We start from the raw sequence: 25,710 nt of genomic DNA, 5'->3' as shown, positions 1-25,710 counted from the left end.
GTGCTCGAAATCTTTAGTGATTGAGGCCTGATTCGAGGGGCAGTCTATGCCCTTCGTATAATGGCTTTAAAAGTATGATGTATGACAAAGTAGCGACAACGCTCCACCGCGCGGCGGGGCAGGCCAATCCAGAGGACCCATTATGACGTTTTCACGAGCTGACGTTACGCGTGCCGCAGGCGATGGCCTGCTTTCCTTCCCGGTCACGGACTTTGATAGCGCCGGTCAATTCGATGCCGAAAGCTATCGCAAGCGCATTGCATGGCTGCTCGAATACGAGATTTCCACGCTGTTTGTGGCCGGCGGCACGGGTGAGTTCTTTAACCTGGGCCTTGAGGAGTTCGGTGAAATCGTCCGGGTGGCCGTGGAAGAAACCGCCGGTCGCGTACCGGTCATCGCCAGCGCCGGTCAGAGCATCACCATGGCCAAGGCGCACGCTGCCGCCGCTGAAGCCGCCGGTGCAGACGGTATCCTTTTGATGCCGCCTTATCTGACCGAGTGTTCACAGGAAGGCATCGTTGAATACGCTGCTGAAATCTGTAACGCCACCAGCCTCAATGTCATCTATTACAACCGTGCCAACGGCGCACTGGAAGCACAGGCCGTAAAGGCGCTGGCCGAGCGGTGCCCCAACCTGATCGGGCTCAAGGATGGTCGCGGGGACATCCAGTCGCTCAATACCATCATCAAGACCGTGGGCGACCGCCTGATCTACATCGGTGGCGTACCGACGGCTGAAATCTTTGCCGAAGCCTATCTGTCCATCGGCGTGAACACCTACTCCTCGGCAGTGTTCAATTTCGTGCCCGAGATGGCCGTGCATTTCTACAAGTCCCTGCGTGCCGGCGACCATGACACCGTGGCGCGCCTGACCAGTGACTTTTTCATCCCCTTCATTGCCATGCGCGATACGTGCCGTGGCTATGCGGTCAGCCTCGTGAAGGCCGGTGCCGCTCAAGTGGGCTACCCGGCGGGCAACGTGCGTGCACCGCTGACCATGCCCAACGCAGAAGAAGTCGAGAAGCTCAAGGTGCTGATCGAGCGCGTTCGCTGATCATTCATAATCATGGGCTCGTACAGGTTGTGGCCTGTGCGGGCCTCCAGGGAGATCGATGACATGAAAAGATTACTGGGTGTACTGGGTGCTGCCACGATGCTGGCCAGCAGCATGAGCATGGCGGCCGACTATCCTTCCAAGAATATCGAATTCATTGTGCCCTGGTCGGCCGGTGGTGGCGCCGACAACGTGGTACGCGCGCTGCAGCCGTCGCTTGAAAAGGCCCTGGGCGCCACCATCGTGGTGCGCAACCTGTCCGGTGGCGGCGGTGCGGTAGGCTTTTCACGAGCCGTGGCCTCCAAGCCGGATGGCTATACCGTCACCATTCCGACCAATGCGACCTTTACGCTGGAAGGCCTGGGCAATGTGGCCTTCAAGAAGGACGACTTTGACTACATCGCTCGCGTACTCGTAGAGCCCTATGTGCTGGCCGTACGCAAAAACGATGCCTGGCAGGATCTGGACAGTCTGAGCAGTGACCTCAAGTCCAGCGGCGAGCCGCTGCGTATCGGTGCCTCCGGGGTGGGGTCTTCCACGCATATCGTCTCGCTGATGCTGGGCGAGGCGCTGGGGCTCAATATCGAAGTCATTCCGTTTGATAGCGGTTCTGCAGCGGTATCTGCGGCGATGGGTGGTCATATCGATGGCGTGGTCCTCAATCCTTCGGAAGTGATTTCGGCCATCAATGGTGATCGTCTGACTTCCATTGTGACCACTGGCGAAGAGCGCAGTAGCGCACTGCCGGACACGCCGACCATGGAAGAGTCCGGGCATGACTTCGAGCTTTCCCAGTGGCGAGGTATTGCCGCTCCGAAAGGGCTTGATCCGGCCATCGAGGCGAAGTGGGTCGAGGCAGTCAAGCAGGCCGTTGAGGATCCGCAGTTCCAGAAAGCCGCAAAAAGCATGGGCTCTGACATCAGCCCCCTGTATGGCGATGAGCTGGACCAATTCGTCGAAAGAACCTCCAAGCCCTTGATTGAAGAAGCCAAAGCGATCCGCCAGTAAAGCGGGAGGCATTTAAGATGGTCAAGACACGCAGTGATGCACTGTTTCATCTGGTGCTTCTGGCATTGGCGGGCTGGTTTTTGCAGCAGGCCTGGCATCTGCCGGCCAATGCCGCGGGGGGGAGTCTCTCCCCCGCATTTTTCCCTCGGGCCATTTCGTCAGCCATTGCCATTTTGCTGTTGATTTCGATGGTGCGGGGTCTGATGGCAGGGACATTGCTGGCGCGTGAGTCCAGTGATGCTGCTGCCACCACTCCGCGGTGGGTGCCGGTAGTGGGCTGGTGTGGCGTGGCGCTTTTGCTGGTGCTTTATGCCTCCCTGCTTGAGCCGCTGGGCTATGTGATCTCCACGGCACTGTTCCTCTTTATATGCGTGGCCATGGTCAGCGTATTGTCACGTCAGCCTGGCGAGAATATCGCCATTGGACGTGTGCTCATGCTGGCGCTGTTTTCTGCAGTGGTATCGGTCGCCATCTTCTTGATCTTCTCGGTGGGGTTCGAAATCGTGTTGCCCACCATCGGCATGATGGGGGTATGACATGGGAGATTATGTAGAGGCACTCGGACTGGTCTTTCAGTGGCATGTGCTGCTGGTCATCGGTGGCGGCACGCTGCTGGGACTGATCATGGGCGCGCTGCCGGGGCTTACGGCCGCAATGGCCATTGCGCTGCTATTGCCACTGACGTTTGGCATGCCGCCGGTCATGGGCATGGGCATGCTGCTGGGCACCCTGTGCGGGGCCATTGCCGGTGGCTCGGTGTCGGCAACGCTTTTGAACATTCCAGGTACCCCCTCATCGGTGGCCACAACGCTGGATGCCTTTCCCATGGCGCGCCGGGGTGAGGCAGGCCGGGCGCTGGGCATCTGTATTGTGTCCTCGTTCATCGGCGGTATTTTCAGTGCCGTGGTACTGAGTCTTCTGGCCCCGCCCATTGCCGATTTTGCGCTGCGTTTTGGTCCTGCCGAATATTTTGCGCTGAGCGTCTTCGGGCTGGTCATTATTGCGTCCGTGTCCAGCAAGTCCCTGATCAAGGGCCTGGTGGCCGGTCTGATCGGGCTGCTGATTGCCACGATCGGGACCGACCCGGTGGCCGGTGTCCAGCGCTATACCTTTCATAACCTGTCGCTGCTGACCGGCGTCAACCTGCTGCCGGCGCTGATCGGTCTGTTTGCTGTCTCCCAGGTGCTCAAGGACGTGGTCGATTATTTCGGTCCCGAACGCGCCGAGCACAGCAAAAACGAGATGGATCACGCCTCACCGCGCTGGATGGAAACGCTGCGACACTGGAAGGTTTTGGCCTCAAGCTCGGTGATCGGCACGATCGTTGGTGCCATCCCGGGGGCTGGCGGTAGCATCGGCTCGTTTCTTTCCTATGATCAGGCCAAAAAGATGTCCAAAACGCCGGAAAAATTCGGCACCGGACATCCTGAAGGAATCATTGCGTCCGAATCTTCCAACAATGCGCTGGTGGGCGGTGCGCTGATCCCGATGCTGACACTGGGTATCCCCGGTGAAGCCGCTACCGCCGTGTTGATGGGTGGTCTGATGATTCAGGGCATTAGCCCGGGGCCAACGCTTTTCACCGATAACGGCTCGATCATCTACGGCATCTTCATTGCCTTCTTTGTCGCCAACATCTTCATGCTGCTGATCCAGTGGTTTGGCATTCAGATCTTCGTCAAGGTGCTGCAGGTACCGCGCAAGCTGCTGATGGCATTGATCCTGATGTTCTGCGTAATCGGGGTGTATGCCGTCGATGCCGACATTTTCAATGTCTATCTAATGCTGGGCTTCGGGGTGCTGGGCTACTTTCTCAACCGTTATGACTTCGGTACGGCGCCGGTCATTCTGGGCCTGATTCTGGGGCCGATCGCCGAGTCCAACATCCGTCGGGCGCTGCTGCTGTCCAGTGGTGACTGGAGCGTGCTGGTCACGCGTCCGATCAGTCTGGTGTTTTTGCTGGTCTCTGCGGCCTTTTTGTTTTTCACCTTATGGCAGAACCGTCGCCAAACGACGTCCCATTCATAGGAGAAGCCTTGTATGTCACTGCCAACCATTACACGCATGACCATTGTGCCGGTCGCAGGTCATGACAGCTTCCTGCTTAACCTCAGTGGCGGCCATGCCCCCTGGTTTGTGCGCTGTGTGTTGATTCTTGAGGACAACGCCGGCAACAGGGGCGTTGGTGAGATCCCCTCCAGCGAAGGCATTCTGAAAGGACTTGAGAAGTGCCGCTCGCTGGTAGAAGGCACCCGGCTCAATGCCTGGCGCGGGACGCTGAACAATGCCAAAAGGCTGTTGGCACAGGGGGGGCCGGAAGAGCGGGGCCGTCAGACCTTTGATCTGCGCGTCGCCGTGCATGTGCTGACCGCCATCGAATCGGCGTTGCTGGATCTCTACGGCCAGGCGACTGAAACGCCGGTGGCCGATCTGCTGGGCCGTCTGGGCCGCCAGCGTGATGAGGTCGAAGCTCTGGGCTATCTCTTTTTGCTTGGCGACCCGAACAAGACCGACCTGCCTTACTTGAGCGCCGATGACCCCCGCGATGACTGGGAGCGGCTACGCTGTCAGGAAGCGTTGACGCCCGAGGCCGTCGCCGAGCTGGCCCGTGCTGCCCACGAACGCTACGGTTTTCGCGACTTCAAGCTGAAAGGGGGCGTGCTGCCGGGGGAACAGGAAGCCGACTGTATTCGCGCCATGCACGAGATCTTCCCCGAAGCGCGGCTGACGCTGGACCCCAACGGGGCCTGGTCGCTGGAAGAGGCCATTCGAGTACTGGAGCCGATTCGGGACATTCTGAGCTACGCCGAGGACCCCTGCGGCCAGGAGGGCAGCTGGTCGGGTCGCGAAACCATGGCGGAGTTCAAGCGCCGTACCGGTCTGCGCACGGCCACCAACATGATTGCCACCGATTTCAAACAGCTGCAGTACGCCGCGCAAATGAACTCGGTCGACATTCCGCTGGCGGACTGCCATTTCTGGACCATGCAGGGCGCGGTCATGGTGGGCGAGCTGTGTGACGAGTGGGGCATGACATGGGGCTCGCACTCCAATAACCACTTCGACATTTCACTGGCGATGATGACGCATGTGGCCGCGGCCTGCCCGGGCGAGATTACGGCCATCGACACCCACTGGATCTGGCAGGACGGTCAGCGTCTGACCGAAGCGCCGTTCGAGATCCGTGACGGCAAGCTGAACGTGCCCACCACGCCCGGACTTGGCGTGACGCTGGATCAGGGCAAGCTGGATGAGGCGCACGCGCTTTATCGCTCGCTCGACGTTCGCGCCCGCAACGATGCCACGGCCATGCAGTATCTGATCGACGGCTGGGCATTCGATCCCAAGCGCCCCGCGCTGGTGCGCTGAACCCGGCAATACGCAACGCAACCATCAGGAGAGAAAGATGCAACTGACAGGCGAACTTCTTATCGGACAGCACGCCATCAAGGGCACACGCGATCCGGTTCAGGCCATCAATCCCGCTACTGGCGAGACGCTGGAACCGGTCTATAACGGCGGGAGCAGCAACGAGGTCGAACAGGCCTGCGCGCTGGCCTGGCAGGCCTTTGATCAGTATCGCGAAACGTCGCAGGAAGCGCGTGCCGTATTTCTGGAAACCGTTGCCGAAGAGATTGAAGCTATTGGCGATGCGCTGGTCGAACGTGCCGTCGCTGAAACCGGATTGCCTGAAGGGCGTATTCAGGGTGAGCGCGGTCGTACCTGCGGTCAGCTGAGACTGTTTGCTCGCGTGGTACGCGACGGTGAGTGGCTGGATGTCCGCGTCGATCAGGCCATGCCGGATCGTCAGCCGATGCCACGTACTGACCTGCGCCAGCGTCACATTGGTCTCGGCCCGGTCGTTGTGTTCGGTGCCAGCAATTTCCCGCTGGCCTTCTCGGTCGCCGGTGGTGATACCGCATCTGCTCTGGCGGCCGGCTGTCCGGTCATCGTCAAGGCGCACGGGGCACACCCCGGGACTTCCGAGCTGGTCGGTCGTGCCATTCAAAAGGCCGTTGCGCGCTGCAACCTGCCGGAAGGCGTTTTTTCGCTGCTGTACGGCTCGGGCCGTGACGTCGGCACCGCGCTGGTCGGTGACAAGCGCATCAAGGCTGCCGGCTTTACCGGGTCGCGCAATGGCGGCATGGCGCTGTGGAAAGTCGCCCAGTCGCGCGCTGAGCCGATTCCTTTCTACGCGGAAATGAGCAGCATCAACCCGGTGTTCCCGCTGCCCGAGGCGCTCAAGGCGCGTGGTCGCGAAATGGGCAAGGCGTTCGTGGGCTCACTGAACATGGGCGCCGGACAGTTCTGTACCAACCCAGGGCTGGTGATCGCCATCAAGGGTGAAGCACTGGAAACCTTCAAGCAGGCCGCCACTGAAGCGCTGGCGGATGCCAACGCTCAGACCATGCTGACGCCCGGCATCAGCGATGCCTATCAGGAAGGCGTTCAGCGACTGTCGCAGCACAATGGTGTGACCGAGCTGGGCCGCGGGCCGACAGGTGAGGGCGCCTACACGTGTCAGGCCGGTCTCTACACGGCTTCGGCGCAGACGTTTTTGGCCGATACCGAACTGCAGGATGAAGTGTTCGGTGCGACGTCACTGATCGTCGAGTGCGTGGACAGTGATGAGCTGCTGGCCGTCACCGAGCATCTGGAAGGGCAGCTGACGGCCACGCTCCAGATGGACGATGCCGACCTTGAAAGTGCGCGTCCGCTGGTGAGGATTCTTGAGCGCAAGGCCGGCCGTATCCTGGTCAATGGCTGGCCGACCGGCGTTGAAGTCAGCGATGCGATGGTGCATGGCGGCCCCTTCCCGGCGACTTCCGATGGTCGTACCACCTCGGTGGGGACCGCAGCCATCAAGCGCTTTTTGCGTCCGGTCTGCTATCAGAATCTGCCGGATGCCCTGCGCCCTGAAGCCCTGCGTGATGCCAATCCCTGCCAGCTCAACCGTCTGGTAGATGGCAAACGCGAAAGCTGATCGGCCGAGCTGATATCAGCCGGTGTTAAATCGAAGGGGTCTGCCACAAGGCAGGCCCCTTTTGGTTTTATACGATGGTCCAGGCATAAACTAAAGGAGCAGATTCACGTTGGTTAAAACAGGTATTATCCATATATGTATGATGTATGACTTTTTGAAAATCTGAACACTGATGAGGTCGGTCATGAAGAAATTTGCTTTGAAGAAAGGATGTGCTGCTATCGCCATGGCCGTGAGCATGGCGACAGTCTCTTCAACGGTCATGGCTGCCGACTTCCCTGATGATGATATTACCTTCATCTCTCCGGCGTCTCCCGGTGGGGGTTCCGATTATCTGATCCGGTCGCTGCAGGAAGGTCTCGAAAAGGATCTGGGGGTCAACATCATTCCCCAGTACCTGACGGGTGGCGGTGGCGCGATCGGGTTCATGAAAACCATCCAGTCGCGACCCGATGGCTATACGGTCGTGGCCATCGATAACAAGGTGTTTACCCAGCAGGGCATGGGGAATGTCAATTTTAAATACCAGGACTTTGACTACCTGGCAAGCTTCTATTCCGTGCCTTATGTGCTGGCCGTCAACAGCAAGCTGGGCATTGATAGCGTCGAGGATATCCTGCCCGGTGGCGATCATCATCGTCGTTTAAAAATCGGCTTTGCCGGCATTGGTTCTTCCACGCACATCATGAGCGTGCTGGTGGGCAAGGAGCTGGGGGCAGATTTCGACACCATCTCCTATCAGGGTGCCCCTGATGCCACGGCGGCTGTCATGGGCGGACATATCGACGGTGTCGTGATGGATCCAATGGATCTTCGCGGTGCGCTGGAATCCGGTCAGATGACCCCGCTGGTGGTCACCAGCGGCGAGCGCAGCGAGTCCCTGCCGGATGTGCCCACCATGAAAGAGCTGGGACACGATATCGACATTTCCAACTGGCGCGGTGTGGCGGCCCCGAAGGGCATGGATGACGAGACCCGCGATCGCTGGGTCAGTGCGCTGGAGAAAGCTTCGAAGGACCCGACCTTCGTCAAGCGCATTGAGCAGCTGGGCATTCACGTCGACTTCCGTTCTGGCCCTGAGTTCGATCAGTACGTGGACACACTGGCAGAAGAACTGATTCCGGTGGCGCAAGAGGTTGCCAGCGAAAACAGATAAGGAGCACTGCCATGAAGGGTCATCTTCAGGAAGGCGTTTTTAGTCTATTGCTGGCCGTCGCCGCCGCCATTCTCTGTGTGTCGGCCATGGGTATTCCGGGAAGTGCGCACGGCTCCATCGCGCCGTCTGCCTTTCCCAGTGTCATTACCTTCGCAATCGCTGTGCTGGCGGCCTTGAATGTCATTGCCTGTTTTTTGAAAGGAAAAAAAGCGGATAACCTGCCGGCAATATCGCGGCAGGGGTTTTTGAATCTCATTTTATTTGTCGCGTTCAGCACTGCTTATGTCTGGGCAATGAGCGTGGCGGGGTTTCTGATTCCCACGTTTTTTTACCTTGTCCTGATGCCTGTTTTTATCTGCATGATCTCTGCCGACCGCAAGGGCCTTTTGGCAAAACCCGCATTCTGGGCTCGGGTTATTGTGTTTGCCGTGATCGGTACGGGAATCATCTACGGCGTGTTTGTCGAGCTGCTCAAGGTCAGGTTTTGAGCTGAATATCAGGAGTCTTTATGCAAACACTGATGGATACCGTTCAGCTTTTTGGCCCGCTGACGCTGCTGGCCATACTGGCCGGGACCTTTCTGGGCATTATTCTGGGCGCGCTACCCGGTCTTTCGGCCGCCATGGCCGTCGCCCTGTTACTGCCGCTGACCTATGGACTGGATACCATCGCCGGCATCGGATTGCTGCTGGGGGCCTTTTGTGGCGCCATTGCCGGCGGTTCGGTCCCCGCGATCCTTCTGAACATGCCGGGTACGCCGGGTTCTATCGCTACCACCTTTGATGCCTGGCCCATGGCGGTCGGTGGGCGAGCAGGCAAGGCGCTGGGTCTGTCGGTGGCGGCGTCCTTTCTTGGTGGCATTATCAGCGCCGTGATCCTGATTCTGATCTCGCCCCTGATTGCGTCCGTTGCGCTTAAATTCGGCGCGGCCGAATACTTCTCCCTGAGTATTCTGGGGCTGATGATCATCGTGTCGATCTCCGGCGGCTCACTCATCAAGGGGTTGATCGTGGGTCTGATCGGCATGCTGATGTCCACGGTCGGCGCCGATCAGGTGACCGGTGCCATGCGTTTGACCTTCGGGCAGATGTCGCTTTTGACCGGTATCAGTCTGCTGGCCGTGATCGTGGGTATCTTTGCCGTCTCCCAGCTGCTGCTGGATATGGAGAAGATGCACGGGAAGCGTCCTTCCATGAAGGTCGAAAACGCGCTTGAGGGGGCCTTCCCACGGCTACGTGAAGTGCTGCGCAACTGGAAGCTTTTGCTGATGAGTTCCTTTATCGGTGCTGGTGTGGGCGCCGTACCGGGGGCAGGCGGCAGTATCGCCTCGATCATGGCCTACGATCAGGCCAAGCGGTTTTCCAAAAATTCGAAAGATTTTGGCAAGGGGGCGCCTGAAGGGGTGATTGCTTCCGAGTCTTCCAACAATGCCATGGTGGGCGGAGCGCTGATTCCTATGCTGACGCTGGGCATTCCCGGCGAAGGCGCGACCGCCGTTTTGATTGGCGGTCTGATGATTCAGGGCATCCAGCCCGGCCCGATGCTCTTTAGTACTCAGGCCACGCTGGTATACGGCATTTTCGTGGCCTTTTTGCTGGCCAACATCATGATGCTTTTCGTGCAGTGGTGGGGCATCCGCCTTTTTGTGCGCATCCTGCGTGTACCGCAGCACTACCTGCTGCCGCTGATTTTCATCTTCTGTGCCATCGGGGTCTTCAGCATCAACAGTGATTACTTTGATGTGTATCTGATGATGGCGCTGGGCGTACTTGGTTTTTTCCTTGCCCGCTTCGGGTTTGGGGTCGCCCCGGCCGTGATCGGGCTGATTCTTGGCGGTGTGGCTGAAACCAATCTGCGGCGCGGACTGCAGACCTTTGATGGCAGCTGGGAACCCTTCTTTACACGTCCCATCAGTGTGGCCTTTCTGGTACTGGCGCTGGTGTTTGTCGTCTTTTCCCTGCGCGCTTCCTGGCGAGACAAAAAAGCCAGCGCCGTTTCAAACTGACAGGACAATGACATGCAACACAATATTGTAGTGGTACACGAACTCTATCCGGAGCTGCTGGCGACACTGCAGGCCGAGCATCACGTGACGCATTTTCAGCGCCTTGGCAATGATGCCGACAGGGCGGCCTTCAGGGACGCCATGGCTGAGGCGGATGCCTTTATCGGTTCCAACGTCAAATTCGACAAGGCGCTTCTGGACGCCTCGCCGCGTCTGAAGGTTATCGCCAGCGTGTCCGTCGGGGTGGATGCCTATCCGCTGGAAGAGATTCAGTCGCGTAATATCGTGCTGACCAATACGCCTGAAGTGCTCACCGATGCCACCGCTGATACCGGATTTTTGCTGCTGATGATGGCCGCCCGTCGTGCCGGTGAAATGGAGCGCAAGGTTCGCGGTGGTCAGTGGCAGGCGTCACTGGGCCGTACCGACTTCGGCGTCGACATTACCGGCAAGACATTGGGTATCGTAGGCATGGGGCGCATCGGTCAGGCGGTTGCCCAGCGCGGCCATCACGGTTTCAACATGCCGGTCATGTTCTATAACCGCAGTGAGCGTCCGGAGCTTGAAGAAGCCTTTGATGCCCGTCAGGTCTCGCTGGAGACGCTTTTCAGCGAATCAGACTTTATCGTCGTGACCGTGGCGCTGTCGGAAGCCACACGAGGCCTGGTCGATCGCAATCTGCTGGCCGCCACGCGTGACAAGGCCATTTTGATCAACATCTCGCGCGGGCAGGTGGTGGTCGAAGAAGACCTGACCGCCTGTCTGCAGGATGGCACGCTCTATTACGCAGGTCTTGATGTCTACGAGCGTGAGCCTCTGGCTCCCGATTCAGCACTGCTGTCACTTGATAATGCCGTACTATTGCCGCATATCGGCTCCTCGACGTTTGAAACGCGCAACGCCATGTGTGATCTGGCCGCTGATAACCTGAACCGGGTATTGAAGGGTGAGTCGGCACTAACGCCCGTGTAGCGTTGTCATAGGGGATAATGCACTCTGGCCGACCGCAGGCGGTACGGTCTGCACGGGATTGCTTTCGCGCGTGACTGACACCTGCCACTACACAACAGCAGATGATCCATATGAAGACGCTCAAACTTGAACGCATTACTCAGCAGGGCAGCCTGTCGGCACAGATTGCCCGGCAGCTGGAGGCCTCGATTGCCAACGGGCAGATCGCCGTGGGTGACAAGCTGCCTACCGAAAGCGAGCTGTGCGACATGTTTGGCGTCAGCCGCACTGCCGTGCGTGAGGCGATTGCGCATCTGCGCTCCTCGGGGCTGATTGAAACAAGGCGAGGTATCGGCACGCGCGTGATCCAGACGCGCCAGGCGGTGCCATCTCCGGCCCGGCGCATCAGTGCCAATACGGTGGAAGATATTCTGCATGTGCTTGAGCTTCGTCTGACGCTCGAGCCCCGGGCGGCGGCGCTGGCGGCCGAGCGTCATGATGACGATGACGTGCGTCGCCTTGAAAGCGCCCACGCCGCTTTCAAGGAGGCGATGAAGCAGGGCAGACAGGCGCGTCATGAGGACTATCAGTTCCATCACGCCCTGATCGAGGCGACACACAATCCGTTTTTCATGTCCTTTTATGAGCCGCTGAGTCAGGAAGCCATTCCGCGTGCCCGGCTGGTCGACAACGAGCTGAACATCGATGCCGCCCGCCGCTATCTGGAAATGGTGGCAGGGGAGCATCAGGCCATTCTTGACGCCGTGCTGTCACGAGATCCCGAGCGCGCCGAAGAGGCTGTCAGGCAGCACTTTTCCCGCGCCAGACAGACCTATACCGCTTATCGCGAGAAGGACTGAGCGAGAAAAGGGCAGATATCAGGGGCACAAGTGCGCAGTGAGACAGCGATGTCAGGCCGGCGTTTGCCCCAGACGCTGCATCGAGGCGACCAGGTCGTTGAAGCGTTCTCCCTGAAGCAACACATGCGCTCTCAGTTCCCGCTGCGCTGTATCGGCGTCGCCAGCGATCAGTGCCGTCACAATGCGTTCGTGCTCGCACCATGAGCTCTCCAGTCGATGCCTTGCATGCAGCTGCAGGCGTCGGTAGGGCTTTAGCATGGCGTGCAGGCGTCTGGCCTCCTGGGCCAGAAAATCATTGTGACTGCCTTCATAGATCAGCCGATGAAATTCGCCGTTTTCATAGTAATAGCCGTTCACATCCCCATTGAGCATGCATTGACGACAGGCGGCCTGCGCCTGCTGTAGTGCCGAGAGCGTCTCATCACTCATGCGCCGCGCGGCCAGCCGGCCGCACATGCCTTCAAGCTCTGCCATCACTTCAAAACGTTCTACCAGCTCGGTCACGCTCAGGCGTGCCACAAAGGTGCCGCGCTTGGGCGCCACCTTCACCATGCCGGAAGCCGCCAGATGTGTCAGGGCCTCGCGAATGGGCGTGCGCGAGCACTGATACTGGCGTGCCAGCGCTTCAGGGTCGAGGCGATCCCCCGGGGCATAGTGGCCCTCGACGATGGCATCTTCCAGCAGATCCCGAAGCCGCTGCGCCTGAGGAATCCGCCCTCCTGGACTTTCATTCAATAGACTTTTTCCCATGTTGACACCCTCAGCCGGTGCGCAGATCGTTGTATACAACAGGACGGTGACATGTATATGAAAAGTAACTTTCCTGTTGATGACAAGCAATATTCATCTTCGGGTGCCGGGATGCCCGTTCAAGCGATCGATGAGGGCTGCCATGAACGTCAACATGAATTTTCTCCAGGAGCTGCTATCAAATATCGAGCGCCGCACGCGTGAGCGGTTTCGCAGTACCGGCGGCGACAGCGGTGATAAAAAGGCGAGCCTGTCGCAGTTGGCTTCAAGCTGCGAAACCCTTATGCAGCGCGGCGGTGAAGCCTCCCAGATTCTGATTGCCCAGCAGGCCCTCAAGCGCTATCGCGGCCTTGATGATGCCGACCGGCTGGCCTTTTTCGAGATGCTGGCCGAGCACTACGCCGCCGACAGCGACGATATTCACAAGGCCTATCGCGACTGGAGCGAGCGCGAAGACAACGCCACCCTCCAGAAGCTTTTTGCCGCCTGTGAACCGCGCCGTCAGCATCTGCTGCGGCGTCTCAATCTCTGCCCGGGCGGCACCTATGAGCTGGTCGCCATGCGCGCTGACCTGCTGCGCTATTTAAAGACCAATCCCGAACTTGCCCCGCTCGATGACGATTTTGCCCACCTGTTCGCCTCCTGGTTCAACCGCGGCTTTTTGATGCTGGAAAGCATCGGCTGGAACACGCCGGCAGCGGTACTTGAAAAGATCATTCGATATGAAGCGGTGCATGCCATTCAGGACTGGTCCGACCTGCGACGTCGTCTCGATCCGGGCGATCGTCGCTGCTACGCGTTTTTCCACCCGGCGACCGGCGATGAGCCGCTGATTTTCGTTGAAGTGGCGCTGTGCAAGGGCATTCCCGACAATATCCAGACCATTCTGGCCGGCGGTGAAGAAGTGGCCCCGGGCGAGGCCGACACGGCTGCCTTTTACAGCATCAGCAACTGCCAGAGTGGTCTCAAGGGCATCTCGTTTGGCAATTTCCTGATCAAGCAGGTGGTGCAGGAGCTCAAGCGCGATCTGCCGGGGCTGGTCAACTTTGTCACGCTCTCGCCGGTGCCGGGCTTTGCCGGCTGGGTGGACAGCCAACGCAAGGAAGGCGAGCTCGCGGAAGATGATGAGGTCTGCACGGCGCTTGATCGCGGCAGCTGGCTCAACGACAAGGCCGAGCGCCAACGGCTGGCGCCGGAACTGCGAGGGCTGGCCGCGCATTATCTTCTGGAGGCGCGCAACGCTCGAGGGCAGCCGCTGGACCCGGTCGCACGCTTTCACCTGGGCAATGGCGCCAGCCTGCACCGCATCAACTGGCCGGGCGATACTTCCGAGAAAGGGTGCCAGCAGGCGCACGGCCTGATGGTCAACTATCTCTACGAGATCGATCGCATCGAGCAGAACCATGAGGCCTTCAGCCGAGAGGGCACCGTGGTCTGTGCCAGCGATATTCGTCGGCAGGCCAAAACAGGGCGCAAGCGTCTTGTCTCACGCGATAACGCCTGAATCGACGCCTGAATGAGGCGTTGAAAACGGCATCAAAACGAACACGGCAACCGGCCCCTGCAATGCAGGGGCACCAGGCACCCGGAATCAGACACCAGGGTCAGGAGTTTTCATGAACCATAACCTTTATCTGCAGTTTTACCCTCATTTCGAGCGCCACCCAGACAAGGTGCTGATCGACACGCCGCAGGGCGATCAATACCGCTACGCTGATGTGTTGGCCTGCTCGCGGCGTTTGGCCGGCGTTTTGCTGTCACTGGGTGTGACGCCGGGAGATCGCGTGGTGGTGCAGGTCGACAAGAGCCCGCAGGCGCTGATGCTGTATCTGGCCGCGCTGCAGGTGGGCGCGGCGTGGCTGCCGCTCAATACGGCCTATACCGAATCCGAGATCGAATATTTTCTCACCGATGCCGAGCCACGGGTCTATATCTGCCGGCCGGATGATTTGGCCCAGGCACAGGGACTTGCCAGCCGCTGCGGTGTGGCTCACGTCGAGAGTCTGGGCGTGGACGGCGAGGGCAGCCTGATGCAAAAGGCCGCTGCCGCTGCCGAGGAGACCCGGATTGCTGAGGTGGGCCGGGATGATCTGGCCTCGATCCTGTATACCTCCGGCACGACCGGACGCTCCAAGGGCGCCATGCTGACCCACGGCAATCTGGCGGCCAATAGTCAGGCGCTGGTCGAGACCTGGCAGTTCTCTGATGCCGATCATCTGCTGCATGCGCTGCCGATCTTTCATACTCACGGACTGTTTGTGGCCTGCAACGTCACGCTCACGGTGGGGGCATCGATGACACTGCTGCCGCGTCTGGATGTCGATCAGCTGCTGGATCTGATGCCGCGCGCCACGGTACTGATGGGCGTGCCGACCTTCTATACGCGGCTTCTGGCCAGCCCACGGCTGGATCGCGAGCGTACCGCCAATATGCGCCTTTTCATTTCTGGCTCGGCGCCACTGCTGGCCGATACCCACCGCGAGTTTTCCGAGCGCACCGGTCACGCCATTTTAGAGCGCTACGGCATGACCGAAACCAACATGAACACCTCCAACCCCTACGACGGCGAGCGCCGCCCCGGCACGGTGGGCATGGCATTACCCGGCAGCGAGGTGCGCATTACCGATCGTGATACCGGCAAGGCATTGCCTGATGGCGAAACAGGGCTGGTCGAGGTGCGTGGGCCGAATGTGTTCAAGGGCTACTGGCGCATGCCGGAGAAAACCCGCGAGGAGTTTCGCGATGACGGCTTTTTCATCACCGGCGATCTGGGCCTGATCGATGACAAGGGTTATCTCAATATCGTCGGACGCGACAAGGATCTGGTGATTTCCGGTGGTTACAACGTCTACCCCAAAGAGATCGAACAGTGGATTGATGAGCTGCCCGAGGTGTCGGAGTCGGCGGTCATTGGCGTTCAGCATCCGGATCTGGGTGAGGGCGTTACGGCCGCCGTGGTGTTGCGGGAGGGCGCTCATCTCGAGGAGGCCCAGGTGCTGGCCGCGCTCAAGGACAAGCTGGCCCGATACAAGCAACCCGGCCGTGTGTTCTTTATCGATGCGCTGCCGCGTAACGTGATGGGCAAGGTGCAAAAGAATGTACTGCGCGAGCGCTACGCCGACACCTATCAGGCGGTGGCAGGCGCTCAGCACTAGTGGCGCAGGCACCAGGAAACAGAAGTTAAAACAACAATGTCCATGACGTCGTTCCCGGCCGCTGCCATCTCCCCCTTCTGGGTGAGGCGCGGCCCGATTCCTCGAACACAAGCATAAGCACAAGGAGATGGATCATGGTGATTTATGGTGTGGCACTGCTGGCCGGTTGCATGCTGGTTGGTCTGGTCATTGGTGATGTGCTGGGACAGTTGCTGGGTATTGATGCCAATCTGGGGGGCGTGGGGATTGCCATGCTGCTGCTGATTTTCGTGACCGGCTATCTCAAGTCGCGCGACCACCTGCCGGAGAGCACTGAAAGCGGCATCAATTTCTGGAACGCGATGTACATCCCCATCGTGGTTGCGATGGCGGCCAGTCAGAACGTGGCGGCGGCATTCAGTGGCGGCATGGTCGCGATTCTGGCCGGTGCTCTGGCGGTGGTGCTGGGTCTGGCCATGGTGCCGCTGCTCACCGGCAAGCGCGTTGAAGATGCCATGCCGCTGGATGCCCGACCGGTCTCGCCGGCGCAGGGTCGTACGCCCTGATCATGTCCTGCCACTTCACCGCTGATGGCCGTTATGCGGCGTCAGACTGCGGTTCACGGAGCGCTTCATGAACGATTCCATCATGTCACTGCTGGACAAGTATCACCTGATTGCGGCCTTTGCCGTGATTGGCCTGACAATGTTTATCTCGCACTGGATGAGTAAACACCTGACGGCCAACCGGCTGCACGGCTCGGCGATCGCCATTTTGATCGGGCTGGCACTGGCCTACTTCGGTGGCATCTACACCGGCGGCAGCCACGGACTGGCGGATGTCTCCCTGTTTACCGGACTGGGCCTGATGGGCGGCGGGATGCTGCGTGATCTGGCGATCATCGCCACCGCCTATGGGGTCCGCTTTAGTGAAATCAAAAAGGCCGGCGTGCGCGGCTTGATTGCGCTCTTTGCCGGCGTACTGGTGTCCTTTCTGGCCGGTGCCGTGGTGGCCGTGGGCTTTGGCTACACCAGTGCGGTGGACATCACCACCATTGCGGCAGGCGCGGTGACCTATATCGTCGGACCGGTGACCGGCGCCACACTGGGGGCCAGTTCCGAGGTCGTGGCGCTTTCCATTGCCGCGGGGTTGGTGAAATCAATCCTGACCATGATCGCCACGCCTTTGGTGGCCCGCACGATCGGGCTGGATAACCCGCGCTCGGCGATGATCTTTGGCGGGCTGATCGGCACGACCAGCGGCGTGGCAGCAGGACTTGCTGCCACCGATGCACGCCTGGTGCCCTATGGCGCCATGACGGCCACGTTCTACACCGGGCTTGGCATCCTGCTGGCGCCCACGGTGCTGTTTCTGGGCGTGCGGATGTTTTTCTAGAAAGCATTGGCTTGAGATGCCATCGCCGCCGACCCGAAAGGGCGGCGGCGATGGTGTTTGACGCGCGTTCTGGCACTGGCGCGTGGCCGCAGCGTTTGAACGTCACTTATCCAGTGCGTCCCTTCGCCAGCAGCACGCCATTCCGCCAGCAGCACATTACTTCTTCAGCAACCCGTTACTCCTCTAAAAAGTAGTCGCTGTCCAGCCGCTTGATTTCAAAGCGGTCGACGGTGGAAACGCCGACGCTGTGATCGATCATCAGCCGCGCCAGCTGTGGGCCATCGATCAGGATGATGCGGGTCTCAAGCCCGGTCACGTATTCCTGCGCCTCGCGGGTGAACTGCGAGGTGGTAATAAAGACCCCTTTGCGGGCGCGCCTGCCGGAAAGCGCCCCGGAAAACTTCTGGATGTCCGGACGACCCACCGGATTCACCCAGCGCTTGGCCTGCAGATAGATCGTCTCAAGGCCCAGTGGGTCCTCGTTGATGATGCCATCAATGCCGCCGTCTCCGCTCTGGCCGACGTTCTGACCGGCCGATTCTCCGCAGCCGTATCCCATGGTCATCAGCACGTCGATCACCAGCTGCTCAAAGCGCGCCGGATGGATCTGCTGCATCCGCTCGATGAGATCGAACTCGAGATCGGCACGAATGGCGCGCCACGACACCTCCATGCTCTCCAGCGGGGTCAGGCAGTCCGGGACGTCTTCGAAGGTTTCCGAGTCCTGCGGGCTGCTGGGGCGGGGCGTGCTACTGCTGGTACGCCGGCGAAACTCCCGAAACGACTCAAAGCCCATCAGGTAGGCCATGTCGATGTGGCGCACTTCCCGCAGGGTGATGACGCCCTGTTGGGTGATCGCCACCAGCCCACGCCCGCGGGATTCCAGAAGCCCTGCCTTGCGCAGATAGCTGGCCGCCCAGGTCACGCGGTTATTGAACAGATACTGCTGACCGCTGGGGCTGAGCTGATGGCGCTCCTGCGCCGTCAGCGCAAAGGCATCGGCCAGTGGGGCGTAGCTGTCGCGCAGACGCAGCGGCTCGCCGTGATCGGCAAGCTGCAAAAGGGGATACATCAGGGCGTGAAAATCGGGAATCGGCATACGGTGGCGAGCGCGGCTCCAGTAAAAGGGGCTCCAGTGACAAAAGACATCGGCCGGTCGAGCGGCCCGGCCGATGGTCGTATTCTCCTACACCTCCACCTGACTGCCCAGCTCCACGACACGGTTGGGCGGCAGATGGAAAAACTGCATGTTGCTGTGGGCGCTTTTCAGCATGAAGGAGAAGAGGCGCTCGCGCCAGCGCGCCATGCCGACATGCGGTGAGCTGACCAGCGTCTCACGAGTCAAAAACCAGGTGGTTTTCATCGGCTCGAAGGGGAAGGGGGTGGCCGTCGCCGCGCGGGACTGACTGAAAGTACAGAGCGCATGGGGCACATCGTTGGTTTCCATATAGCCAAAGCGCACGATGGCGCGATAGAACCCGTCCTCGAAGGCTTCCATCTGCACGCGTTCTTCCCCTTCAAGCCAGGGGCGGTCATCACTTTCAACCGTCACGATGATGATGCGCTCATGCAGTACCTGGTTGTGCATCAGGTTATGCAACAGCGCCCGCGGCAGCACCTCACGGCGTCCGGAGAGAAACACGGCCGTGCCGTTGACCCGATGAGGCGGCTGGCGGCGCAGACTGTTGATCAGTGATTCCAGTGGCAGGTCCGTGCCGACGCGTTTTTCGAGCAGGGCGCGCCCGCGCCACCAGGTGCTCATCAGGGTGAACAGCACAATACCGGCCAGCACCGGGAAGGCGCCGCCGTGGAAAAGCTTGGCCAGATTGGCGCTGAAATAAAGCGAATCGACTAGCAAAAAACCGGTCAAAAGCGGAATGGCGGCCCACAGCGGCCAGCGCCACACCCTGATCATGACCACCGAGAGCAACAGCGAGGTGATCAACATGGTGCCGGTAACCGCAATGCCATAGGCCGCCGCCAGGCTGGTCGAGCTTTTAAAGCCCAGCACCAGTGCCACCACGCCGGTCATCAGCAGCCAGTTGACCGTGGGAATATAGATCTGGCCGCGTTCGGCACTGGAGGTGTGAAACACGCGCATGCGAGGAATAAATCCGAACTGGATGGCCTGATAGGTCATCGAATAGGCCCCGGTAATCACCGCCTGCGAGGCGATGATGGTGGCAATGGTCGCCAGTATCACCATTGGCCAGAGGGCCCAGTCCGGCGCCAGCAGGTAAAACGGGTTGTTGATCGCCTCGGGGCGGATCAGCAGCAGCGCCCCCTGGCCGAAATAGTTCAGCACCAGCGCCGGCAGTACAATCCAGAACCAGGCGCGGGCAATCGGACGCCGTCCGAAGTGACCAAGATCGGCATAGAGCGCCTCGGCACCGGTAATGGCCAGCACAACGGAAGAAAAGATGATGATGCCGATACCGGGATTGGTGCGAAATACCTCAATGGCATGCAGTGGATTGACTGCAGCCAGTACCTGCGGGGCCTGAGTGATGCCGTAGACGCCGAGCGCGGCCAGTGACATGAACCAGATCACCGTGATCGGCCCGAAGAGTTTGCCGACCGTGGCCGTACCGCGCTGCTGAAGCACAAACAGGGCGATCAGAATGCCCAGCGCTACCGGCACGACCCAGTGCGCGATCGGCGCATAGGCGATTTCGATCCCCTCGACGGCCGAGAGCACCGAGATGGCCGGCGTGATCATGCTGTCGCCGTACAGCAGTGCTGCGCCCGCCAGCCCCAGCATCACCAGGGTCAGCTGCAGATGGCGATGCGTCACGCCGCGCCGGGCCAGTGCCGTCAGGGCCATTACGCCGCCTTCTCCCTGATTGTCGGCGCGCAGTACCACCAGCACATACTTGAGCGTGACCACCCAGATCAGCGACCAGAAGATCAGAGACAGGATACTCAGCACGCCGCTGTCATCGGCACGCAGGCCATAGCCACCGGTGAAGATTTCCTTGAGGGTATACAGCGGACTCGTACCGATATCTCCATACACCACACCGACCGCGGCAATGGTCAGCGTTGTCATCGACGCCTTGTGGGGAGAGTCGGCCGCGTGGCCGGGAGTGGCGGTGGTCATGGAGAAGATCCATATCGCGCCGTGGCGCGTGATTGAAAAAAGAAAAAAGGCACGTACTCGACAGGAGTATCGGCACGGTCAGCGTCATATTGAAATCGACAAGATGCGGCCACAACGCCGCCGGCACGGTTTTTACGAAACTTTTACGCCAACCACGTTGGGCGCGCGCGGGAGTGCGTGCACACTCATGCTGTCACGCTGAGCGAGTGTGCAGAGCTGAGCGGGTATATGGAGCCAGGCGAGCGTGTAGTACTGAGTGGGCTGACACAGAGGCTGTCGTAATGAACCGACCAGAGGATGTACAGGTACTGGTAGCCGTGCCGGGGCAACTCGAGGCGGCGGCGCTGATTCGAACGGCGGCGCAGATTGCGCGCCGCCGCGGGGCAGACTGGCAGGCCGTGCATGTCGAGACCCCACGCCGGCCGACCTCGCCGGAAGTTCTGGAGGCGCTGTCTCATCAGGTGGCGCAGCTGGGCGGTCAGTGGTGCGTGTTGACCGGTGAACGGGTCAGCGACGAGCTGGCGGACTACGCCCGGCGCAGCCGCGCCGACTCGCTCATCATCGGTCGCGATTCGCCACGGCGGTGGTACTGGCCGCGCATGACAGGCCGGCGCGGGTTGCTGGACGCCGTCAAGACGCTGGACATCGTGGTGGTTGCTGGCACCCCGGCCGCGCGGCGCTGGCCGTGGCCGCGCTGGCAGCGGCCCACCCAGCACGAATGGTACTGGCCGCTGGGCAGTGTGGCGCTGGCACTGGTGATCGCCTGGCTGGTGGCCCGTCAGATGGATCTGGCCAACCTGTCATTGATCTTTCTGGGCGCAGTGCTGGTCACGGCCGTTGGTGCCGGCGCCCGGGCTGCCATGCTGGCGGCGGCGCTCTCGGCGCTGGCCTATAACTTCTTTTTCACCAGCCCGCGCTTTAGCCTCGAGATGATCGAGCACAGCGAGCTTTCAACGGTGGGGCTCTTTTTACTGGTCGCGCTGATCGGCGGACAACTGGGCGGGGCGCTCAAAAGGCGCATGACGGCGTTGCGGGAAAGCCGCCATCAGGTGCGCCAGCTGCTGACCACTGCCCGGGCGCTGTCGGCCGCACCGGATCGGGCCAGGATTCGCGAGATCATCGTCACCACCGTAGAGCATGACTGGTCATTGCCCTGTGCCTTTCTGGAGTGCGAGGGCGCGGCGGTCATCCCGAGCGTGAGCGCTGCCCACCCCGGCGAGCCAGCACTGGAGGCGGCAACGATCGAAGCCGCCACCTGGAGCTATCATCACGCCGAGCCCAGCGGGCCGGGCACGGCCATGTTCAGCGACCAGCGTTGGCGGATGGTGCCGCTGGTGGATGCCTCTGGCGTGCTGGGGGTGGTGGCCATGGCCATCGATGATCGCCGTATGGGACGCGAGCGCCGTGAGCCCGCACTGCTGGACACGCTCTTTCGCCTGTTCGCCGCAGCGCTGACCCGCGTGGCGCTGGTCGAGGCGCTGGGCGATGCCCGTCTGGCCGAAGGCAACGAACGCCTGCGCGCCGCGCTGCTGTCGTCGGTCTCGCACGACCTGCGCACGCCGCTGGCCTCGATCATCGGCTCGGCCAGTACCCTGCGTGATCTTGATGACAGTCTGAGCGGTGAGGACCGCCTGGAACTGCTTGAGGCCGTGCTCGGTGAAAGCGAGCGGCTCGATCGATACATTCAGAACCTGCTGGACATGACACGGCTCGGGCATGGCCTGTCGATCAAGCGCGATTGGGTGGCCGCCGGCGACCTGTTTGAGGGTGCGCTGACCCGGCTGGGCCGGGCGCTGAGTCGGGTTAGGATCGTGCGTGACTGGGGAGATGACCTGCCGCTGTTGCATGTGCATGCCGCACTGATCGAGCAGGCGCTGGTCAATATTCTTGAAAATGCCGTTCGCCTCTCACCGGAGCACGGGCAGATTACCCTGGCCGGCCACACCGATGGCGACCGGGTGTGTCTGTGCCTTCATGATGAAGGGCCAGGCGTGCCCGAGGCGCTGCGCGAGAGCATCTTCGAGCGCTTCTTTACTGGTGAAAGGGCCGATGTCGGCCCTCACGGCAGCGGGCTGGGGTTGACCATCTGCCGCAGCATGGTGCGCGCCCACGGTGGGGAGGTGGTCGTGACCGCCGGCCCTAACGGGCGCGGTGCCACCTTTATCATCAGTCTGCCATTGATGGCACCGCCCGAGGCCTTTGATCATGACGACTGACGCGCCACGTGTACTGATCATTGACGATGAGCGCGAGATTCGCCGATTTCTGCGCATCAGTCTCGGGTCACAGGGATTTGCCATCGTGGAAGCCGCCACTGGGCGCGAAGGCATTGAGCTGGCGCGGGAAGCCGCCTTCGATTTGATCCTGCTCGATCTGGGGCTGCCCGACATGGACGGTCAGGAGGTGCTCAAGTCCCTGCACTGGCAGTGCCGGGCGCCGGTGATCGTGGTCTCGGTGCGAGAAGGCGAGGAGGAAAAGGTCGCCGCGCTCGATGCCGGGGCCATCGACTATGTGACCAAGCCATTCGGCATTCGCGAGCTGTTGGCGCGCATTCGGGTGGCGCTTCGCGCCGGCGCCAGTGTGGAAGCGGCGCCTGCGCAGGTACTGGCCGGGGAGATCAGGATCGATCTTGCGCAGCGTCGGGTCAGCCGGAGCGGCGAGGAGCTGCACCTGACCCCGCGCGAGTACGCCTTTCTGGCGCGGCTGGCGCAAACGCCGGGCCGGATCGTCACCGGTCGACAGCTTCTGATCGAGCTATGGGGGCCGGTGTTTGAACACAATACCCACTACCTGCGCATCCTCGTCAGCCGACTGCGGCAAAAACTCGGCGATGACCCCCGCACGCCCTCGCTGATCCAGACCGAAGCCGGCATCGGCTACCGGCTGATGGTGGAAGGGGACACAGCAGCTTGAAAAGACAATGGAAATTCCCCCTGTTCATGCCGGCCCTGTACCGCTAGAATAGGGGCCGCTGATGCGGAACGCATCACTGCCCGAGTGGCTCAATTGGATAGAGCAACGGCCTTCGAAGCCGTGGGTTGCAGGTTCGAGCCCTGCCTCGGGCGCCACTTAGCCTTCCCAAGCATTCCTCGCAAGTCCTTTAAATCCCTGAAAACACTGCAAAAACAGCGCTTTCAAGGCTTCTCCGTTCCTGTCTGTTCCTACCCAATCCAGCGCCTGACTTGAAGGCCAGGGCAAGCATGAGCAAAAACGCCAGGTATATTTTTTCTGCCGGTATATTTAACGGCTGGCCATGATGCCGGCATGGGCTGACCGGCTGTACTCTGGATATGCTGCGCTGTAGACATCACGAATGAACATGAATAGGACATCAGGATGAAACTGTTTTTGGCCTCATCGTTTGCAGAAGTTTCTGAGCTTTTCGTCACTTTTGACCACAACGAGTGCGTTGGCAAGACAGTGACATTCATCGCCACAGCCAGCATCCCTGAAAAGATGACGTTTTATGTCGGTGCGGGCAGAAAAGCGCTGGAAAGCCTGGGACTGTTGATCGATGAGCTGGATATTTCTACAGCAGGAGAGGACGAGATTGCTCTCAGGCTGGCCAAAAACGACTACGTATATGTTTCAGGTGGCAATACGTTTTATCTGTTACAGGAACTGAAAAGAACAGGAGCCGATAGGCTCATTATTGAACAGATAAAATCGGGAAAGACTTATATTGGCGAGTCCGCCGGCGCCGTCGTACTGGCTGCGGACATTGAATATATAGGAGCGCTGGATGATTCAAAGACTGCCCCAAACCTTGATTCGTATGCATCGCTGGGTGTAATTGAATTTTATCCGCTTCCTCACCACACCAACTTCCCTTTCAAGAAAGCTGTAGAGCAGACTCAACAGGACTACTCCGAACATCTTGATCTTCGTCCCTTTAGCAATGCCGAGGCCATCGTGATGAAAGATGGTTGCGATAAGCTTCTAAAAAAATAGCTTTATTAAGCCCACTGGCGCTATGGCAATGGTCATCCATGGACAGGTAGGCTCAAAAAATCGGGCGAGGCAGGGGAGCTATGAATGAAGATCGAAAGCGCCGCAAGTGCAGAGCATCAGCAGCTTATAGAGATATGGGAGGCCTCGGTTCGAGCGACGCACGATTTTCTGGCTGAGAGTGACCTCATTGAACTCAAGCCGCTTATCCTGAATGAGTATTTCAAGGCCGTCAGCCTGCATGTTGCCAGGAGCGATGACGGTAAAATTCTGGGATTCTGCGGCGTGAACGATGGCAATATCGAGATGCTTTTTGTTGCACCGGAAGCGCGCGGCCAGGGTGTCGGAGCGTCACTTGCCCGGCATGCAATAAGCACTCAAGGTGTCACCAGAGTAGACGTCAACGAGCAGAACGAGCAGGCATTGGGGTTCTACAAACACCTGGGCTTTACGGTGATCGCTTGTTCCCCGTTTGATGGTCAAGGCAAGCCTTATCCGCTCCTTCATATGCAACTCGAATGATAAGGCGCCGTTCTCTGGCGCCACCATCCCTTCCCGGGCATTCCTCCTCAGCCCTTTAAATACTGAAAATAATGCAAAAAATCGCTTTCAAGGCTTTTCCGTTCCTGTCTGTTCCTGCTCAGCGCCTGAAAGGTGCTCAACTCTGAATGAACGCCCAGGTGACCGCGCCGATCATCAACAGGGCGAAGACAAGGCGCAGCCATATGGAGAAAAGAGGGCGCTGCACCAGTGGTCGGATGGCGCCGCCGAGGCACAGCCAGAAGATATTGGTAATCACGGCCACCGCCAGGCAAATCCCTGCGGTCACCACATAAGCCATGGCCGTTGGCGATATCGGCAGTAAAAACCTGGAGTAGATCACCAGTAATACCGCATAGGATTTCGGATTGAGCACGTTGAGTAAAATTCCATCGCGCATCGTCAGGCGGGCGTCTTCGGCGGCGTCGGTGTCGAGTGGCGTGGTCGCAATGCGGTAGGCGAGGTAGAGCACGTAGAGCCCGCCCACGACCTGCAGCGTCAGCTTGACGCTCGGCAGGGCGGCCAGTAGTGCCGCCAGCCCAAGGGTCGCGGCCGCCATCGAAAGCGCCAGCCAGATCAGAATGCCCGCATAAAGCGAGAGCGTCCTGCGGATGCCAAAGGTGGCCGATGTCGCCACGATCGTCATAGGCCCCGGACCCGGGGAGCCGAACAGAAGCAATGCCGTGATGACGAGTGTGGTGAGTTGCGACATGGGCGCTCCCTCTGCGAGTACGGTCTATTGAAGAAATAAAGGCCGTGGGCCATCGTTCCTGTGTGGAACTGATCAGTACCGGTTGTGTTAAACGGTACTGATCATTACCATAT

24 protein-coding genes and 1 tRNA gene are annotated in these 25,710 nt (G+C 59.9%); 21 read left to right on the top strand and 4 right to left on the bottom strand.

Features of this window, described 5'->3' with window-relative positions; translation table 11 throughout:
* The first annotated feature begins 142 nt into the window (after positions 1-142).
* The 11 genes from kdgD to KSP9073_RS15045 all read left to right on the top strand — a co-directional run bounded on the left by kdgD (position 143) and on the right by KSP9073_RS15045 (position 12,018).
* A complete protein-coding gene (gene kdgD / locus KSP9073_RS15095; RefSeq protein WP_108843782.1) occupies positions 143-1,054 on the top strand; it encodes a 5-dehydro-4-deoxyglucarate dehydratase in 912 nt (303 codons plus the stop codon).
* A gap of 63 nt (positions 1,055-1,117) precedes the next feature.
* Positions 1,118-2,062, top strand: a complete 945-nt coding sequence (locus KSP9073_RS15090; RefSeq protein ID WP_165814274.1) for a Bug family tripartite tricarboxylate transporter substrate binding protein — start codon at positions 1,118-1,120, stop codon at positions 2,060-2,062.
* Positions 2,063-2,079: 17 nt separating this feature from the next.
* Positions 2,080-2,598 carry a tripartite tricarboxylate transporter TctB family protein gene (locus KSP9073_RS15085; protein ID WP_108843780.1) on the top strand — a complete coding sequence of 173 codons (519 nt, stop codon included), beginning with the start codon at positions 2,080-2,082 and terminating at the stop codon, positions 2,596-2,598.
* A 1-nt stretch (position 2,599) separates the two neighbouring features.
* Positions 2,600-4,090 (top strand): tripartite tricarboxylate transporter permease, encoded by a 1,491-nt coding sequence (locus KSP9073_RS15080; protein ID WP_108843779.1) that lies wholly within the window; start codon positions 2,600-2,602, stop codon positions 4,088-4,090.
* Between the two features lie 12 nt (positions 4,091-4,102).
* Complete coding sequence (locus KSP9073_RS15075; RefSeq protein ID WP_207771494.1) at positions 4,103-5,431, top strand: enolase C-terminal domain-like protein; 1,329 nt, start codon at positions 4,103-4,105, stop codon at positions 5,429-5,431.
* A 37-nt stretch (positions 5,432-5,468) separates the two neighbouring features.
* On the top strand, positions 5,469-7,046 hold the full coding sequence (locus KSP9073_RS15070; protein WP_108843778.1) for an aldehyde dehydrogenase (NADP(+)): 1,578 nt from the start codon (positions 5,469-5,471) through the stop codon (positions 7,044-7,046).
* A gap of 184 nt (positions 7,047-7,230) precedes the next feature.
* Positions 7,231-8,202 carry a tripartite tricarboxylate transporter substrate binding protein gene (locus KSP9073_RS15065; protein ID WP_165814273.1) on the top strand — a complete coding sequence of 324 codons (972 nt, stop codon included), beginning with the start codon at positions 7,231-7,233 and terminating at the stop codon, positions 8,200-8,202.
* An 11-nt stretch (positions 8,203-8,213) separates the two neighbouring features.
* Complete coding sequence (locus KSP9073_RS15060; protein ID WP_108843776.1) at positions 8,214-8,690, top strand: tripartite tricarboxylate transporter TctB family protein; 477 nt, start codon at positions 8,214-8,216, stop codon at positions 8,688-8,690.
* 20 nt (positions 8,691-8,710) lie between these two features.
* Positions 8,711-10,207, top strand: a complete 1,497-nt coding sequence (locus tag KSP9073_RS15055) for a tripartite tricarboxylate transporter permease (protein WP_108843775.1) — start codon at positions 8,711-8,713, stop codon at positions 10,205-10,207.
* Between the two features lie 12 nt (positions 10,208-10,219).
* The gene (locus KSP9073_RS15050; protein WP_108843774.1) at positions 10,220-11,179 is read left to right on the top strand and encodes a 2-hydroxyacid dehydrogenase; all 960 of its coding nucleotides are present in this window, start codon (positions 10,220-10,222) and stop codon (positions 11,177-11,179) included.
* Positions 11,180-11,289: 110 nt separating this feature from the next.
* Complete coding sequence (locus KSP9073_RS15045; RefSeq protein WP_243409259.1) at positions 11,290-12,018, top strand: FadR/GntR family transcriptional regulator; 729 nt, start codon at positions 11,290-11,292, stop codon at positions 12,016-12,018.
* 51 nt (positions 12,019-12,069) lie between these two features.
* Here KSP9073_RS15045 and KSP9073_RS15040 read toward each other — a convergent pair whose 3' ends face one another.
* A complete protein-coding gene (locus KSP9073_RS15040) occupies positions 12,070-12,768 on the bottom strand; it encodes a GntR family transcriptional regulator (RefSeq protein WP_108843988.1) in 699 nt (232 codons plus the stop codon).
* Positions 12,769-12,922: 154 nt separating this feature from the next.
* On the opposite strand from KSP9073_RS15040, the gene KSP9073_RS15035 reads away from it, so the two are divergent.
* The 4 genes from KSP9073_RS15035 (at position 12,923) to madM (ending at position 17,297) form a co-directional block, all read left to right on the top strand.
* A complete protein-coding gene (locus KSP9073_RS15035; protein ID WP_108843987.1) occupies positions 12,923-14,272 on the top strand; it encodes a malonyl-CoA decarboxylase in 1,350 nt (449 codons plus the stop codon).
* 112 nt (positions 14,273-14,384) lie between these two features.
* Positions 14,385-15,923, top strand: a complete 1,539-nt coding sequence (locus tag KSP9073_RS15030) for a malonate--CoA ligase (RefSeq protein WP_108843772.1) — start codon at positions 14,385-14,387, stop codon at positions 15,921-15,923.
* Positions 15,924-16,057: 134 nt separating this feature from the next.
* Positions 16,058-16,468, top strand: coding sequence for a malonate transporter subunit MadL (madL, locus tag KSP9073_RS15025; protein WP_108843771.1), 411 nt, complete (start codon positions 16,058-16,060; stop codon positions 16,466-16,468).
* A 67-nt stretch (positions 16,469-16,535) separates the two neighbouring features.
* Positions 16,536-17,297, top strand: coding sequence for a malonate transporter subunit MadM (madM, locus tag KSP9073_RS15020; protein ID WP_108843770.1), 762 nt, complete (start codon positions 16,536-16,538; stop codon positions 17,295-17,297).
* A gap of 175 nt (positions 17,298-17,472) precedes the next feature.
* On the opposite strand, the gene KSP9073_RS15015 is transcribed toward madM, so the two are convergent.
* Both KSP9073_RS15015 and KSP9073_RS15010 read right to left on the bottom strand, forming a co-directional pair.
* Positions 17,473-18,396: a restriction endonuclease gene (locus KSP9073_RS15015; protein WP_108843769.1), complete on the bottom strand. Its 924-nt coding sequence runs from the start codon at positions 18,394-18,396 to the stop codon at positions 17,473-17,475.
* A gap of 87 nt (positions 18,397-18,483) precedes the next feature.
* Positions 18,484-20,397 carry a potassium transporter Kup gene (locus KSP9073_RS15010; protein ID WP_108843768.1) on the bottom strand — a complete coding sequence of 638 codons (1,914 nt, stop codon included), beginning with the start codon at positions 20,395-20,397 and terminating at the stop codon, positions 18,484-18,486.
* Between KSP9073_RS15010 and KSP9073_RS15005 the strand changes: the two genes are divergently transcribed.
* From KSP9073_RS15005 to KSP9073_RS14980, 6 genes are all read left to right on the top strand, one after another.
* Positions 20,396-20,599, top strand: coding sequence for a hypothetical protein (locus KSP9073_RS15005; protein WP_108843767.1), 204 nt, complete (start codon positions 20,396-20,398; stop codon positions 20,597-20,599). The two genes, KSP9073_RS15010 and KSP9073_RS15005, sit on opposite strands and share 2 nt — an antisense overlap.
* A gap of 79 nt (positions 20,600-20,678) precedes the next feature.
* Positions 20,679-22,613: an ATP-binding protein gene (locus tag KSP9073_RS15000; RefSeq protein ID WP_108843766.1), complete on the top strand. Its 1,935-nt coding sequence runs from the start codon at positions 20,679-20,681 to the stop codon at positions 22,611-22,613.
* Positions 22,603-23,310, top strand: coding sequence for a response regulator (locus KSP9073_RS14995; RefSeq protein ID WP_108843765.1), 708 nt, complete (start codon positions 22,603-22,605; stop codon positions 23,308-23,310). The genes KSP9073_RS15000 and KSP9073_RS14995 overlap by 11 nt, the downstream gene beginning before the upstream one ends.
* Positions 23,311-23,388: 78 nt before the next feature.
* Positions 23,389-23,465: transfer RNA gene (locus tag KSP9073_RS14990), tRNA-Arg, on the top strand.
* Positions 23,466-23,733: 268 nt separating this feature from the next.
* Positions 23,734-24,348 carry a Type 1 glutamine amidotransferase-like domain-containing protein gene (locus tag KSP9073_RS14985; RefSeq protein ID WP_108843764.1) on the top strand — a complete coding sequence of 205 codons (615 nt, stop codon included), beginning with the start codon at positions 23,734-23,736 and terminating at the stop codon, positions 24,346-24,348.
* An 84-nt stretch (positions 24,349-24,432) separates the two neighbouring features.
* Entirely contained in the window at positions 24,433-24,867 is a 435-nt protein-coding gene (locus KSP9073_RS14980; RefSeq protein ID WP_108843763.1) for an acetyltransferase, read from the top strand.
* Positions 24,868-25,003: 136 nt separating this feature from the next.
* On the opposite strand, the gene KSP9073_RS14975 is transcribed toward KSP9073_RS14980, so the two are convergent.
* Entirely contained in the window at positions 25,004-25,597 is a 594-nt protein-coding gene (locus tag KSP9073_RS14975; protein ID WP_108843762.1) for a LysE family translocator, read from the bottom strand.
* Positions 25,598-25,710: the final 113 nt, after the last annotated feature.

Origin of the sequence: Kushneria phyllosphaerae (assembly GCF_900312995.1) — a bacterium.
Lineage (GTDB): Bacteria > Pseudomonadota > Gammaproteobacteria > Pseudomonadales > Halomonadaceae > Kushneria > Kushneria phyllosphaerae.
This window is presented reverse-complemented; position numbering and strand designations above follow the sequence as displayed.

Bases quoted from the DNA above. Each gene is read 5' to 3' on its own strand.
- KSP9073_RS14980 (WP_108843763.1), top strand. From the start codon at position 24,433: ATGAAGATCGAAAGCGCCGCAAGTGCAGAGCATCAGCAGCTTATAGAG.
- KSP9073_RS15010 (WP_108843768.1), bottom strand. From the start codon at position 20,397: ATGACCACCGCCACTCCCGGCCACGCGGCCGACTCTCCCCACAAGGCG.
- KSP9073_RS15090 (WP_165814274.1), top strand. From the start codon at position 1,118: ATGAAAAGATTACTGGGTGTACTGGGTGCTGCCACGATGCTGGCCAGC.
- KSP9073_RS15030 (WP_108843772.1), top strand. From the start codon at position 14,385: ATGAACCATAACCTTTATCTGCAGTTTTACCCTCATTTCGAGCGCCAC.
- KSP9073_RS15060 (WP_108843776.1), top strand. From the start codon at position 8,214: ATGAAGGGTCATCTTCAGGAAGGCGTTTTTAGTCTATTGCTGGCCGTC.
- KSP9073_RS15075 (WP_207771494.1), top strand. From the start codon at position 4,103: ATGTCACTGCCAACCATTACACGCATGACCATTGTGCCGGTCGCAGGT.
- KSP9073_RS15045 (WP_243409259.1), top strand. From the start codon at position 11,290: ATGAAGACGCTCAAACTTGAACGCATTACTCAGCAGGGCAGCCTGTCG.
- KSP9073_RS14985 (WP_108843764.1), top strand. From the start codon at position 23,734: ATGAAACTGTTTTTGGCCTCATCGTTTGCAGAAGTTTCTGAGCTTTTC.
- KSP9073_RS15085 (WP_108843780.1), top strand. From the start codon at position 2,080: ATGGTCAAGACACGCAGTGATGCACTGTTTCATCTGGTGCTTCTGGCA.
- KSP9073_RS15005 (WP_108843767.1), top strand. From the start codon at position 20,396: ATGGAGAAGATCCATATCGCGCCGTGGCGCGTGATTGAAAAAAGAAAA.
- KSP9073_RS15050 (WP_108843774.1), top strand. From the start codon at position 10,220: ATGCAACACAATATTGTAGTGGTACACGAACTCTATCCGGAGCTGCTG.
- madL (WP_108843771.1), top strand. From the start codon at position 16,058: ATGGTGATTTATGGTGTGGCACTGCTGGCCGGTTGCATGCTGGTTGGT.
- KSP9073_RS15015 (WP_108843769.1), bottom strand. From the start codon at position 18,396: ATGCCGATTCCCGATTTTCACGCCCTGATGTATCCCCTTTTGCAGCTT.
- kdgD (WP_108843782.1), top strand. From the start codon at position 143: ATGACGTTTTCACGAGCTGACGTTACGCGTGCCGCAGGCGATGGCCTG.
- KSP9073_RS15070 (WP_108843778.1), top strand. From the start codon at position 5,469: ATGCAACTGACAGGCGAACTTCTTATCGGACAGCACGCCATCAAGGGC.
- KSP9073_RS15035 (WP_108843987.1), top strand. From the start codon at position 12,923: ATGAATTTTCTCCAGGAGCTGCTATCAAATATCGAGCGCCGCACGCGT.
- madM (WP_108843770.1), top strand. From the start codon at position 16,536: ATGAACGATTCCATCATGTCACTGCTGGACAAGTATCACCTGATTGCG.
- KSP9073_RS15000 (WP_108843766.1), top strand. From the start codon at position 20,679: ATGAACCGACCAGAGGATGTACAGGTACTGGTAGCCGTGCCGGGGCAA.
- KSP9073_RS15080 (WP_108843779.1), top strand. From the start codon at position 2,600: ATGGGAGATTATGTAGAGGCACTCGGACTGGTCTTTCAGTGGCATGTG.
- KSP9073_RS14995 (WP_108843765.1), top strand. From the start codon at position 22,603: ATGACGACTGACGCGCCACGTGTACTGATCATTGACGATGAGCGCGAG.
- KSP9073_RS15065 (WP_165814273.1), top strand. From the start codon at position 7,231: ATGAAGAAATTTGCTTTGAAGAAAGGATGTGCTGCTATCGCCATGGCC.
- KSP9073_RS15040 (WP_108843988.1), bottom strand. From the start codon at position 12,768: ATGGGAAAAAGTCTATTGAATGAAAGTCCAGGAGGGCGGATTCCTCAG.
- KSP9073_RS14975 (WP_108843762.1), bottom strand. From the start codon at position 25,597: ATGTCGCAACTCACCACACTCGTCATCACGGCATTGCTTCTGTTCGGC.
- KSP9073_RS15055 (WP_108843775.1), top strand. From the start codon at position 8,711: ATGCAAACACTGATGGATACCGTTCAGCTTTTTGGCCCGCTGACGCTG.